Annotated in this window: 14 protein-coding genes; 4 read left to right on the top strand and 10 right to left on the bottom strand. The window is 72.0% G+C overall.

Annotation, left to right across the window (positions count from 1 at the left end; translation table 11 throughout):
• The 3 genes from HKK72_RS15160 to hemG all read right to left on the bottom strand — a co-directional run.
• Positions 1-230 (bottom strand): hypothetical protein (locus HKK72_RS15160; protein WP_187234998.1); only part of this gene is annotated, 230 nt, incomplete at its 3' end.
• Positions 231-382: 152 nt separating this feature from the next.
• On the bottom strand, positions 383-1,081 hold the full coding sequence (gene hemQ / locus HKK72_RS15155) for a hydrogen peroxide-dependent heme synthase (RefSeq protein ID WP_187234997.1): 699 nt from the start codon (positions 1,079-1,081) through the stop codon (positions 383-385).
• On the bottom strand, positions 978-2,489 hold the full coding sequence (gene hemG / locus HKK72_RS15150) for a protoporphyrinogen oxidase (RefSeq protein WP_187234996.1): 1,512 nt from the start codon (positions 2,487-2,489) through the stop codon (positions 978-980). The genes hemQ and hemG overlap by 104 nt, the downstream gene beginning before the upstream one ends.
• Positions 2,490-2,670: 181 nt before the next feature.
• Between hemG and HKK72_RS15145 the strand changes: the two genes are divergently transcribed.
• Positions 2,671-3,573, top strand: coding sequence for a DUF4349 domain-containing protein (locus tag HKK72_RS15145; RefSeq protein ID WP_187234995.1), 903 nt, complete (start codon positions 2,671-2,673; stop codon positions 3,571-3,573).
• Between the two features lie 60 nt (positions 3,574-3,633).
• Here the strand turns inward: HKK72_RS15145 and efeU are convergent, their stop codons facing one another.
• From efeU to HKK72_RS15125, 4 genes are all read right to left on the bottom strand, one after another.
• The gene (gene efeU / locus HKK72_RS15140) at positions 3,634-4,512 is read right to left on the bottom strand and encodes an iron uptake transporter permease EfeU (protein WP_315987266.1); all 879 of its coding nucleotides are present in this window, start codon (positions 4,510-4,512) and stop codon (positions 3,634-3,636) included.
• A gap of 115 nt (positions 4,513-4,627) precedes the next feature.
• Entirely contained in the window at positions 4,628-5,908 is a 1,281-nt protein-coding gene (locus HKK72_RS15135) for a ribonuclease D (RefSeq protein WP_410050305.1), read from the bottom strand.
• Positions 5,909-5,926: 18 nt separating this feature from the next.
• The gene (locus HKK72_RS15130) at positions 5,927-6,523 is read right to left on the bottom strand and encodes a DUF3000 domain-containing protein (protein ID WP_261986835.1); all 597 of its coding nucleotides are present in this window, start codon (positions 6,521-6,523) and stop codon (positions 5,927-5,929) included.
• Between the two features lie 140 nt (positions 6,524-6,663).
• Positions 6,664-6,864 carry a hypothetical protein gene (locus HKK72_RS15125; RefSeq protein WP_187234994.1) on the bottom strand — a complete coding sequence of 67 codons (201 nt, stop codon included), beginning with the start codon at positions 6,862-6,864 and terminating at the stop codon, positions 6,664-6,666.
• A 245-nt stretch (positions 6,865-7,109) separates the two neighbouring features.
• Here HKK72_RS15125 and hemE point away from each other — a divergent pair, with 245 nt between their 5' ends.
• From hemE to HKK72_RS15110, 3 genes are all read left to right on the top strand, one after another.
• Positions 7,110-8,165 (top strand): uroporphyrinogen decarboxylase, encoded by a 1,056-nt coding sequence (gene hemE / locus HKK72_RS15120; protein WP_187234993.1) that lies wholly within the window; start codon positions 7,110-7,112, stop codon positions 8,163-8,165.
• A gap of 134 nt (positions 8,166-8,299) precedes the next feature.
• The gene (locus HKK72_RS15115; protein ID WP_187234992.1) at positions 8,300-8,746 is read left to right on the top strand and encodes a hypothetical protein; all 447 of its coding nucleotides are present in this window, start codon (positions 8,300-8,302) and stop codon (positions 8,744-8,746) included.
• Positions 8,743-9,030: a hypothetical protein gene (locus HKK72_RS15110; RefSeq protein WP_187234991.1), complete on the top strand. Its 288-nt coding sequence runs from the start codon at positions 8,743-8,745 to the stop codon at positions 9,028-9,030. The genes HKK72_RS15115 and HKK72_RS15110 overlap by 4 nt, the downstream gene beginning before the upstream one ends.
• On the opposite strand, the gene HKK72_RS15105 is transcribed toward HKK72_RS15110, so the two are convergent.
• Genes HKK72_RS15105 through HKK72_RS15095 form a run of 3 tightly spaced genes read right to left on the bottom strand, consistent with a single transcriptional unit; the run spans position 8,973 to position 11,934 of the window.
• Positions 8,973-10,193 carry an ABC transporter permease gene (locus tag HKK72_RS15105; protein WP_187234990.1) on the bottom strand — a complete coding sequence of 407 codons (1,221 nt, stop codon included), beginning with the start codon at positions 10,191-10,193 and terminating at the stop codon, positions 8,973-8,975. The two genes, HKK72_RS15110 and HKK72_RS15105, sit on opposite strands and share 58 nt — an antisense overlap.
• An 8-nt stretch (positions 10,194-10,201) precedes the next feature.
• The gene (locus HKK72_RS15100) at positions 10,202-10,900 is read right to left on the bottom strand and encodes an ABC transporter ATP-binding protein (RefSeq protein ID WP_187234989.1); all 699 of its coding nucleotides are present in this window, start codon (positions 10,898-10,900) and stop codon (positions 10,202-10,204) included.
• The gene (locus HKK72_RS15095) at positions 10,897-11,934 is read right to left on the bottom strand and encodes a peptidoglycan-binding protein (RefSeq protein WP_315987265.1); all 1,038 of its coding nucleotides are present in this window, start codon (positions 11,932-11,934) and stop codon (positions 10,897-10,899) included. The genes HKK72_RS15100 and HKK72_RS15095 overlap by 4 nt, the downstream gene beginning before the upstream one ends.
• Position 11,935 lies beyond the last annotated feature (1 nt).

The raw sequence follows: 11,935 nt of genomic DNA, 5'->3' as shown, positions 1-11,935 counted from the left end.
CCGGCCGCACCCGCGGTGGCGGCCGTCGGCGTATCGGCCGAGCCCGCCATGGACAGCCCCACGATCGCGGCCACTCCGAGCATGACGGAGGCCGTACCGCTCGACACCACCACGATCTTGCGTCGGCTCCGCTCGGTCATGATGGTGCGGATCGTCCGATCGCACGCCCGGCTGAACTCCGACGGGGGCTTGGCATGCCGACCCCGGGCATGCCGTGGCGCGTCAGTCACGATCCCTCCCCTTCGGCTCCGCCCGGTCTCCCGTCAGAGCACCACGGGCACGGCCCCTCGAGTGGGCGCCGTCCCGAAAGCGCACTCTACTTTGGTCGGCACCGTGACTTTCCGGATACCGTCCGAAATGGTCTCTGTGAGTTAGGCCGCCGTTACGGAAGGCCCGCGACGAGTTCGGCCACCGGCTTGCGCACGCCGGTGTAGAAGGGGATCTCCTCGCGGACGTGCCGCCGGGTCTCGGAGCCGCGCAGATGCCGCATGAGGTCCACGATGCGGTGAAGTTCGTCGCCCTCGAAGGCCAGCATCCACTCGTAGTCGTTCAGGGCGAAGGATGCGACCGTGTTGGCCCGCACGTCGGGATAGTCGCGCGCCATCATCCCGTGCTCGGCCAGCAGCCGGCGGCGCTCCTCGTCGGGCAGCAGATACCACTCGTAGGACCGCACGAACGGATAGACGCAGACATAGGCCCGAGGCTCCTCGTCGGCGAGGAACGCCGGGATGTGGCCCTTGTTGAACTCGGCCGGGCGGTGCAGCGCCATCGCCGACCAGACCGGCTCGGACGCGCGGCCGAGGGCGGTACGGCGGAACCGGCCGTAGACCTCCTGCAGGTCGTCCGCGGTGGGCGCGTGCCACCAGAACATGTAGTCGGCGTCGGCGCGGAACCCCGCGACGTCGTACAGTCCCCGGGTCGTCACGTCCTTCTCGGTCGCCTGCTCCAGCAGGTCGCTGACCTCGCCGGCGACCGTGTCACCGACCAGATCCCCCAGAGTCCTCACGCGGAACACCGACCACATCGTGTACCGGATCGTCTGGTTGAGGTCGCGCGCCTTGGGCTTGTCCGTCGCTGCCATGTCTCAATTCTCCACGACCGCTCAGGTGTTCGAGCACCCGGGCTGCCGCCGCCCGCGCGGTGGCGACACAGGCCGGGATGCCGAGCCCGTCATAGGCGGCTCCGGCGATCGCGAGCCCCGGCCGCTCCGCGATCGCGGAGCGGATCCTGGCCACCCGGTCGGCGTGGCCCACCGTGTACTGCGGCAGCGCCCCGCCCCAACGGGTGACCCGGCTGTCGATCGGCAGTTCGCCGACCCCGCAGGTGGTGGCCAGCTCGGTCATGGCCGCGGCCTTGAGCTCCTCGTCCGGGCGCTGCAGTGTGTGCTCTTCACCGTGCCGCCCGATGGAGCACCGTACGACGACGAGGTTCGGATCACGTTCGGCGAGGTGCGGCCACTTGACCGTGCTGAACGTCACGGCCTTCACCGTCCGGCCCTCGACGGCCGGCACGAGGTACCCGCTGCCGCGCGGGCGCTGCGGGAACGCCGTCGAGGCATAGGCCAAGGTGACGATCGCCATGCTCGCGTACTCGATCCGCGCCAGATCCTCGGCGGCGGCCGGTATGACACCGGCCAGCAGGCGCGCCGCCGGGCTCGCGGGCACCGCCACCACCACGCCGTCGGCCGTCAGCGCCTCAGGCGCCCGGGTGGGCCCGAGGGTCAGCCGCCAGCCGCCTTCGGCGGTGGGGACGAGTTCCCGGACCATCGCCCCGGTCCGCACCGTGCCGCCCGCGGCCTCGACCAGGTCGGCGAGGATGCGCGGAAGCGAACCGAGCCCGCCGGGGAGCGTGGTGAACACCGGGCCGGCGTCCTTCGGGGCCGCGTCGCGTACGGCCCGGGCCGCGGTGATGAGCGACCGGTGCGTACGTGCCGCGCCCGCGAGGCCGCCCAGCGTCGCGTCGAAGGACAGTTCCTCCGTGCGGCCGGCGTAGACCCCGCCGAGCAGCGGCTCGACGATGCGATCGACGACCTCGGCGCCGACCCGCGCCCCGACATAGTCGGCGACCGATACGTCCGCTCCGAGCGGGCTCTTCGGCAGCACCAGGTCGAGCGGTGCGCGGGCGAGCCCGGCACGGGACAGGATCCCCGATGCGGCCAGCGCCCGCAGATCGGCCGGCACGCCCATGACGTGGCCGGTCGGCAGGGGCCGCAGCTCGCCACGGCTGAGGATCGCCGCCGACGTCGTCCCCGGATAGACGAGCTGCTCGGACCGGCCGAGATCGCGCACGAGGTCGAGGCCCTCGGGGCGGCGGGCCAGCATCGCCTCGGCGCCCTCGTCGACCGGCAGCCCCGCGATCTCGCTCACCCGTAGCTTGCCGCCGATCTCGGGCGATCCCTCGAGTACGGTCACCCGCGCGCCGCCGCGGACGAGGAAACGCGCTGCGGCGAGGCCCGCGATGCCACCGCCGATCACTACGACATGGGACATAGATTCCACGATCGCAGATAATCGGCCGTGCTCTGACCAGGGCACGGCGGGGGTGCCGAAGGATCCCGGGCAGATCGTGCCCGGTGGCTTGCGAAGACCGCCGAACCTCGCGGATGCCGAGAAGCTCGCAGAAACCCGCGTATCGGCGGAACTATGACGGGGATCACATCGTCGAATCTCCGTGCGTACAGCCAGAGCAGGGCTCGTGCTCGTCCCGGTGGTGGTGGCCGTCCTGCTGAGCGGCTGCGCGGGCGACGGGCCGAACGACTCGTCCGGGATGTCCGACGGCTCGGGCACCGCGGTGGACATGAAGCGGCAGGAGACCGCGCCGACGCAGCGGGCCGAGCTCTCCGCCGGGGCCGCGCGCGCCGTCGTCTACACCGCGAGCATGGAGGTGGAGACCAAGGACGTCGACGCGGCCGTGACCCGGGCCAAGGCGCTGGTGACGCAGGCGGGCGGCCACGTCGCGAACGAGAACGCCACCACCGAACCCGTGGGCGCGAGCATCACCTTCAAGATCCCTGCTGAGCGGTACGGCACCGTCCTCGACGGCCTCTCGCGCCGGCTCGGGACCCGTCGCGCGCTGCGGCAGGACGCGCAGGACGTCACCGAGGCGGTCGCCGACGTCGAGAGCAGGGTGCGGTCGGCCGAGGCGGCGCTGAAGTCGTTCCGGAAGCTGCTCGACCGGGCCGGCACGGTCACCGAGGTCATCAACGTCGAGCGCGAGATCGCCCAGCGGCAGTCCGACCTGGAAGCGCTCCAGGCCAAGCGGAAGGCGCTCGCCGAGCAGACCGCCTTCGCCACCGTGACGGTGCGCATCGAGCCCGCCGCCAAGGCCGGGTCGCGGCCCGGCGGCGGCTTCACCGGCGGGCTGAAGTCCGGCTGGGCGGCGTTCGTCGCCGTCCTCTCGGCGCTCACCCTCGCCCTCGGCTGGCTGCTGCCCTTCTTCGGAGCGCTCCTGCTCATCGGTGCCGCGGCCTGGCTGCTGAGCGGTCGGCCGAGATGGTGGCCGCGCCGGCGGCCTGCCGAGGCGCGCGACCTCGGCGGTCCGGACTCCGGCAGCCGGCCCGCGCCACCGCCGTGACCGGCCGGAAGCCGGGGGCTGGGGCGGCGGGGGCGGTTCGAGGCCGGGAGCCGGTGCGGGTCAGGACTTCGCGGGCTCGCGCTCACGCGTGACGCCGGCGGGCCTGGTGGGCCTGGTGGGCCGCAGGAACAGGTACATGACCGGCACCACGTACGCCACCCACATGGTGAGCTGCAGCCAGGTGATCTTCGGGGTGACGTTCAGCACACCTTGGAAGATCGTCTGAGCCCACTGGCCGGCCCTGCCGAACTCGGCGAAGAACGTGGCCGGCTCCAGCGCCACCGCGTTCAGGCCGGGCAGCACGTCGGCCTCCTGCAGGTCGTGGAACCCGTACCCGAAGACGCCCGCCGCGACCACGATCAACGCGGCCCCGGTCCAGGTGAAGAACACCTTGAGGTTCAGTTTCAGCCCGCCGCGGTAGAGGAGGTAACCGAGCACGATCGCGGTGACCAGACCGAGGACGGCGCCGACGATCGGCTGGGTGGAACCCTCCGTGGAGTTGCTGATGTTCGTCCACAGGAACAGGGCCGTCTCGAGACCCTCGCGGCCGACGGCCATGAACGCCACCACGGCCAGCGCGAGCGGGCCCACGTCGAGTGCCCCTTCGAGCTTGCCCTCGAGCTCGGCCTTGATGCCCCGGGCCGCCTTGCGCATCCAGAAGACCATCCAGGTGACCAGGCCCACGGCCACGATGGACAGGATCCCGCCGAACAGCTCCTGGGTCTTGAACTGCATGTCCGAGGAGGCGGCGCTCAACGCGACGCCGAACCCCGCGCTGAGAGCGACCGCCAGAGCGATGCCCGCCCAGACCGGGGCGAGCGCGCCCCGGTTGCCCGTCTTGACCAGATAGGCGATGAGGATGCTCACCACCAGAGCGGCTTCCAGCCCCTCGCGCAGACCGATGAGGTAGTTGCCGAGCAGCACCGTTGCGCTCCTCACGATCGAGCCGCGATCCGTCCGACGGCAGGGATGCTTACTTAGGAAAAGCTAACCTAAGCCGGGCCCTTCGGTAAACATCGCCCTGGGCGAGCGAGGCACGGTGGCGCGCCGGTTACTACAGGTCGCCCTTGCACTCCAGCCGCTGGAGCGCCTTTGCCAGCGGCACCGAGGCGAGCTCGATCTGCCAGTTCCGGGCTCCGAGGGTGACCAGCGCCGCGCTGACCGCCTCCGCGCTGATCTCGTCGGGCGGCGACCACGCCAGCCGGCGTACGGCGTCGGGCTGGAGCAGGTTCTCGGTGGGCATGTGGTGCTCATCGGCCAGTGCGGCGACCACCGCGCGGGTCGCGGTGAGCCGCTTGGCCGCCTCCGGGTCGCGCTCGGCCCAGCGGTGCGCGGGCGGCGGGCCGTCCCCGGCCTGCCCCTGCTCGGGGTGCTCGCTCTCCGGCAGCGCACGGGCCTTCGACACCGCGCGCAGCCACACCGACAGATGGCGCCGCGCGTTGCGGTTCCGCAGCGTCGGCATCGCCTGCAGATCGACGAGAGTGTGCGGGACGGTCAGTGACAGTTCGATGATCGCCGCGTCCGAGAGCACTCGGCCGGGCGACAGGTCGCGGTCGCGCGCGATGCGGTCGCGGGCCTCCCACACCCCTCGTACGATCGCCAGGCCGCGCCGGTTCCGTACGCGATGGATCCCGGACGTACGGCGCCAGGGCTCGGCACGCGGCGGCTTGGGCGGCGCGGCCAGGATCGCCTCGAACTCCTCGGTGGCCCACGCCAGCTTCCCGGTCTCGAACAACTCGGCGTGCAGCGCCTCGCGGAGCTCCACGAGCAGTTCGACGTCCAGCGCCGCGTAGCGGAGCCACTCCTCCGGCAGCGGGCGGGTCGACCAGTCGGCCGCCGAGTGGCCCTTCTCCAGCGAGTACCCCAGCACGTTCTCGATCATCGAGCCGAGCCCCACCCGGGGATGCCCGAGCAGCCGCCCGGCGAGCTCGGTGTCGAAGAGCCGGCGCGGGGCCAGCCCCAGCTCGGCCAGGCACGGCAGGTCCTGGTTGGCCGCGTGCAACACCATCTCGGCGTCGGCGAGCGCGGCGTCGAGCCCGGACAGGTCCGGGCAGGTGATCGGGTCGATGAGCGCGGTGCCCGCGCCCTTGCGCCGCAGCTGGACGAGATACGCGCGCTGCCCGTAGCGGTAGCCCGAGGCCCGTTCGGCGTCCACCGCGACCGGACCGGTGCCGACCGCGAACGCCTCGACGACCCGGTCCAGCGCCTCCGCCGTCTGTACCACCGGGGGGATCCCCTCGCCCGGCTCCAGCAGGGGCGTGGCGGTCTTCTCGCCGGTGTCCTGCGGTGCGGCCTCCGCCGATTGGGCCGATTGACTGGTTTCCGACACTCCCACGCGCCTACCGTACGCCGTTCAGGTGCCCGAACTCGTCAGCGAGGTGATTCCGGCGGGGGGCAACCCCGCCGCCATGCACATCACCTCGCACCACGCCGCCACGTGACCGGCCAGATCCTCGCCCGTCGGCGACCACGACGCCCGCATCTCCAGCTCGGTCGTGGAGGGGTCGTCCTGTTTGTCGCCGAAGCTCTCCGAGACCGCCCGGGTGATCGTGCCCGACACCCCGGCATAGCCCACGACGTCGAGGGTCTCGGTCAGCCAGCTCCACGCGACCGACCCGATGAGCGGGTCGGCGGCGATCTCCGGCTCCAGGTCGGCCCGGATGTAGGCGACGATCCGGAACTGCCCGACCCAGCCGCTGTGGCCGTCCGGGTCGTACAGCACGATCAGCCGGCCCATGGCGATCTCGGTGTCGTCGCCGCGGTATACCGACGCCGAGAGGGCGGCCGAGTAGGGCGCCAGGCGCTGCGGCGCGGGCATGCTCTCGAGCTCGAGCTCGGAACGGATCTGATCGCCCTCGACCGCGAGGCGCAGGGTGTCGAGTGCCCGCTGGAAGGGCGCCGGTACCTCACTGGCCTGAGTCGGGGGCGGCGTCATGCGCGGGGCGCCCATGGGCTGAGCGTAGATCGTTTTGCCGGCAGAACCTGGGACTGCCACGCCGGAAGAACCGGCGGAAGCTGGATCGGCGGGGGATGCGGCGTGATCACGGAGGATGAGGACACTGTGCACGGTCTCGGGGTGTCAGGGGCCGCTCAGGCGGCCCGGGAGGATGCGGCCGGCAGCTCCGCCGGTCCGGACTGCCACGGCTCCAGCAGTGCCGCGATGAGAATGGCCGCACCGCAGTCCGCACAGGCCAGCTCGGGACAGAGATCACCGTGTTCGTCGGCGCACGGCGGCCGCTCGAACGGGCGCTCGTCGCCGCAGGTGGAGCAGTGACGGATGGTCACGGCCATCGGGCCTCCCTCGGCTCGCGGCATAAGGGGTGAGAACCGCACGGTTGCATGCCGGAGCGGCGGATTGCGGGACTTCGCTCGGCGTGTCCGAAGTTCATGGCCCCGCGCTCCACCCATTCTCGGCCCCCCCGAAGCGTGCGCCGCGCCGCGGCCCGGCCGGGCCCCGACCCAGCCCTGGCCGGCGGCCACATGCGAGGTTCGGGACTCGGTGCGTCTCTTCGGCGGATCCGTGGGACGATCCTTAGGTGCCTGTTGACAACGAAGCCGTGTTCCTGCGTGCCTGCCGCCGCGAGCCGGTGCCGCACACCCCCGTGTGGTTCATGCGCCAGGCCGGCCGGTCGCTGCCCGAATACCTGCGCGTACGGGCCGACGTACCGATGCTCGAGGCCTGCACGAGGCCCGACATGATCATCGAGATCACGCTCCAGCCCGTACGCCGCTACGCGGTCGACGCCGCGATCTTCTTCAGCGACATCATGGTGCCGCTCAAGGCGATCGGCGTCGATCTCGACATCAAGCCCGGTGTGGGCCCGGTCATCGCCGACCCGATCCGCGACCCCGCCGGTCTCGCGAAGCTGCGGGCGCTCGACCCGGGCGACGTGACGTACGTCACGGAGGCGATCGAGGAACTCGTGGGCGAGCTCGGCGACACCCCGCTCATCGGGTTCGCGGGCGGGCCGTTCACGCTCGCCTCGTACCTCATCGAGGGCGGACCGTCGAAGTCCCACGACCTCACCAAGGCCATGATGTACGGCGCGCCGGATCTGTGGGCCGAGCTGCTCGGCCGGCTGGCCGACATCACGACCGAGTTCCTCAAGATCCAGGTGGCCGCCGGGGCGAGCGCCGTCCAGGTGTTCGACTCCTGGGTCGGCGCGGTCAGCCCGGAGGACTACCGGCGCTCGGTGCTCCCGCACACCAGCAAGATCTTCTCTGCGGTCGGTGGGCTCGGCGTGCCGCGGATCCACTTCGGCGTGGGCACCGGCGAGCTGCTCGGCCTCATGGGCGAGGCCGGCGCCGACGTGGTCGGCGTCGACTGGCGGGTGCCGCTCGACGCGGCGGTGAGCCGGGTCGAGGCGGGCAAGGCGCTGCAGGGCAACCTCGATCCCGCGGTGCTGTTCGCGCCGTGGGAGGTGATCGAGGAGCGGACCCGCGACATCCTCGCCCGGGGCCGTACCGCCGAGGGCCACGTGTTCAACCTCGGCCACGGCGTGCTGCCCTCCACCGACCCGGACAAGCTCGCCCGCCTCGCCGACTTCGTCCACGAGGCCTCCGCCGCCGACACGGCCGCCGCACTGCGCTAGAACGTCACCCGGCGCTAGAACGTCACTCGATGTAGGGGAACGAACCACCCGGTCGGACCACGGTGGTGCGTTCACCTACACCGAACGCCACTCGGATCGCGTTTTCGGTGTGCGCGGCGCCACGGAGTGTCACCGTGGCCGTCATGCCCGCCGCCCGGGAGATCCCGCCCGCCCTCACGAAGGGCCCGTTCCGCTGCGACGAAGCGTTCGACCTGGGAGTGACGCGACGGCAACTGGCGGGGAACCGCTTCCGCAGGATCTTCCACCACGTCTATGTGATCGCGGACCCGCCCGACTCGGTGGAACTGCGGTGCCGCGCGGCGCTGTTGATCGCCGCGACCGGCTCGGTGTTCTGCGGGTTCACGGCGGCCCGGCTCTACCGGGTACCGCTGCCGGACTCGGCCGACGACCGCGTCCATCTCGCGCTGCCGCCCGGCACCTCGACGATCCCGCGCACCGCCGGGCGTGACGCACCGGTACGCCCTGAGGCTCGATCAGATGCACAAGGTCCGCGGCCTTTACGCAGTACGTCCGGAACGTCTGTTTCTAGAACTCGCCGATGGAGACCCGGCTTCGCATGATCCTCATTGATGCGGGCCTGCCCAGACCGGTCGCCATCGCCGACGTCTTCGATCCGAGCGGCGTGTGGAAGACGTACGCGACGCCATCGCCCTCCGCCGGTAGATCGTCGGGAGTAGGCCGGCAGGCAGAGGCCGAACGCCACTCGGTGTCGGCGAACGCACCACCGTGGTCCGGCCGGATGGTGCGTTCGCCGACACTGGATGAAGCCGTCGCGGGCTCGTGCGATCAGGTGACCGTCAGCGCCACGGTGGGCGACAGCCGGGCCGCCCGCATCGCCGGGTAGATGCCGGCGATGGTGCCGATGGCCAGGGTCGCGGCCACTCCCCCGCCGAGCGCCCACACCGGCACGACCGGCGGCCAGTCGCGATAGGCGGCGAACGCCACCGTCGCCAGCGCCCCCACGCCGGCGCCCACCACCCCGCCGAGGACCGACAGCAGCAGGGACTCCGACAGGAACTGCACCCGCACCTGCCCCCGCGTGGCACCGAGCGACCTGCGCAGCCCGATCTCACGGCGCCGCTCCAGCACTGAGATGACCATGGTGTTCGCCACCCCGACCCCGCCGACGAGCAGCGCGACGGCACCGAGCCCGAGCAGCAGGTTGGTGAACGCTCCCGCCGCCGCGGCCTTGGCCTCCAGCGCGTCGGACGGCCGGCTGACGTCGATCTCGTCGGGGTTCTCCGGATTGACCGTGCGGGCGAGCACGTCCCCCACCGCCTCGACCGAGGCGTCGGACGAGCGCTCGTAGAGCATCGTGGGGTGCCCGTCGAAGCCGAGGTAGCGCTCGGCCGCCGGCCAGCCGACGAGCGCCGACCGGTCGATCTCGGGGGCGAGCGGCAGCGGCCGGAGGATGCCGACCACCGTGAACCACCGGCCGCCCATCCACACCTGCGTCCCCGTACGGTCCAGCCCCAGCCGTTCGGCGGCCGCGGAGCCGAGCACGACCGCGGGGTGGCTCTCGGTGGCGGCGTTGAGCCAGCTTCCGGTGCGCACCCGGCCGTCCAGCGTCGTGAGCAGTTCCCCCGTCGCCGCCTGGACGGAGATGCCCCCGGTCACCGCCTCGGGGATGTGGTTCGTGCGGCGTACGGTCGTGTCCGCCGCACCGGTCGCGCCGACGGTCCGCACCGGGCCGATGCGCCGGACCATGTCGACGGCGGTCTCGGGCATCTTGGCGTCCTCGCCGAACATCGTGCTGCCGGGCTTCACCGTCAGCAGGTTGGTCCCGAGGGTGTCGAGCTGCCGCAGCAACTGTTCCTTGCTCGACGCCGAGATCCCGATCACGGCGATCATGGTGGCGATGCCGATGGCGATGCCCAGGGCCGACAGCAGCACTCGGGTGGGCCGCGCGCGCAGGCCCCCGACGCCCACGCGCACCACGTCGCGGCCGCCGAGCCGTGCCGGGATCAGCCGTTCCGCACCGGGCCGCTCCGGCGCGGATCTGCGCATTCTCCTGATCATCGGACCGGCACCCCCGCCTCGACGAGGCGCTCACCGGTCACGATCCGGCCGTCGCGCATCCGTACCTGCCGTGGCGCCCACGCGGCGATCTCCATGTCGTGCGTGATGATCGCGACGGTCGTGCCCGCGCCGTGCAGATCGCCCAGCAGGCGCAGTACCTCGGCACCGGCCGCGGAGTCGAGGTTGCCGGTCGGCTCGTCGGCGAGCAGCAGATCGGGATCGCCCACCACGGCGCGCGCCACCGCGACGCGCTGCTGCTCTCCACCGGACAGCTGGTTCGGCCGGTGCCCCGTGCGCTTCCCGAGACCGACCCGCTCGAGGGCCCGACCGGCCCGATCCCGGCGCTCCCGCAGGGACACGCCGTGGTAGAGCAGGCCGTCGGCGACGTTGTCGAGTGCGCTGACCCCGGCGGCCAGGTGGAACTGCTGGAAGACGAAGCCGATGTGCCGCGCGCGCAGGGCCGACAGCTCCCGGTCCGAGAGCGCCGCCACATCGTGCCCGGCGATGCGCACCGACCCCTCGCTCGGCCGGTCCAGAGTGCCGATCATGTGCAGGAGCGTTGACTTGCCCGAGCCCGAGGGCCCCACGATGGCGGTGAGCTCACCGGCCTCGATGAGCAGGTCGACACCGCGCAGCGCGGCGACACCCCCCGGATAGTGCTTGGTCACGCCGGACAGTTCGACGACGGCCGTCATTGCGCGGGCACCCCGACCTTCATGCCCTCGCGGATCGCGTCTCCCGAGACCTCGACCCGGCCGCCGCCGAAGCTTCCGGTGGTGACCGGCACGACCCGCTTCGCCGTGCCCTCGACCACCTCGACGCCGAAGCCGCCCTCGCGCAGTGCCAGCAGGGCCTCGATCGGCACCGACAGCACGCCCTTGCGGCGCTCGCTCTCCAGCTCGACCGTCACCGGCGCCTCGTCGAGCCGCCCCGTCCCGCTCTTGCCGAGCGAGATGTCGACGCTCACGGTGGTCTTCTGGTCCTGCTCGGCGCCGCTCTGCTCGGCGACCGTGCCGACCTCCGCGATCTTGCCTTTGACGCTGCGTCCGCCGGGCAGCTCGATGCTCACGGTCGCGCCCTTGCGCGCCAGGTCCTGCTTGTCGGCATCGAGGTCCACGTGGACGATCCGCGTGGTGCCGGTCGCGATCAGCGCGGGTTGGCCCGGACTCGTCCGCGCGCCTACCGTGGCATTGAGCTTCTTGATCCGTACGGCTCCCGGCAGGAACACGACCTGACCGGCGTCCACCGAGCCGGTCTCGGGCAGACCCCGGTCGTCCTGCCAGTCGATCACCGCCTGCGCGGTCGCGGAGGTGAACTCGTCGTCGACCGTGAGGTCGTCGCCGTGGCCGAGCGCCTTCAGGTTGCTCTCGAGCTGGCGTACGTCCGCACCGTCGGACACCCCGAGGCTCAGCGGCCGGTAGAGAGGCGTGGTGCCGTACATGAGCGACACCGGCTCACCGTCCACCCGGAGCAGTGACCCGCCCCGTTTCACCGTGGCGCCCTCGTCCGGCGCCCACGTGACGGTGCCGGAGGCGCCGGTCCGCACCTCCCGCTCGTCGGCGTACCCGAGGGTTCCGTCGACGCTCTCGGAGTCGACGAGGTCGCCTCTGGTCACGTCGGCGGTGGTCATCGCGACGGCGGGCGCCTGGCCGCTCGCCTCGCCGCCGCCGCCGGCCAGCACGGCCGCCGTCCCGCCGACGGCGACGACCGCGACGGCCGCACCGGTCACG

The organism is Actinomadura sp. HBU206391, assembly GCF_014323665.1.
GTDB lineage: Bacteria > Actinomycetota > Actinomycetes > Streptosporangiales > Streptosporangiaceae > Actinomadura_C.
Note: the sequence above shows the minus strand (reverse complement) of the source record. Positions and strands in the feature narration are given on the sequence as shown.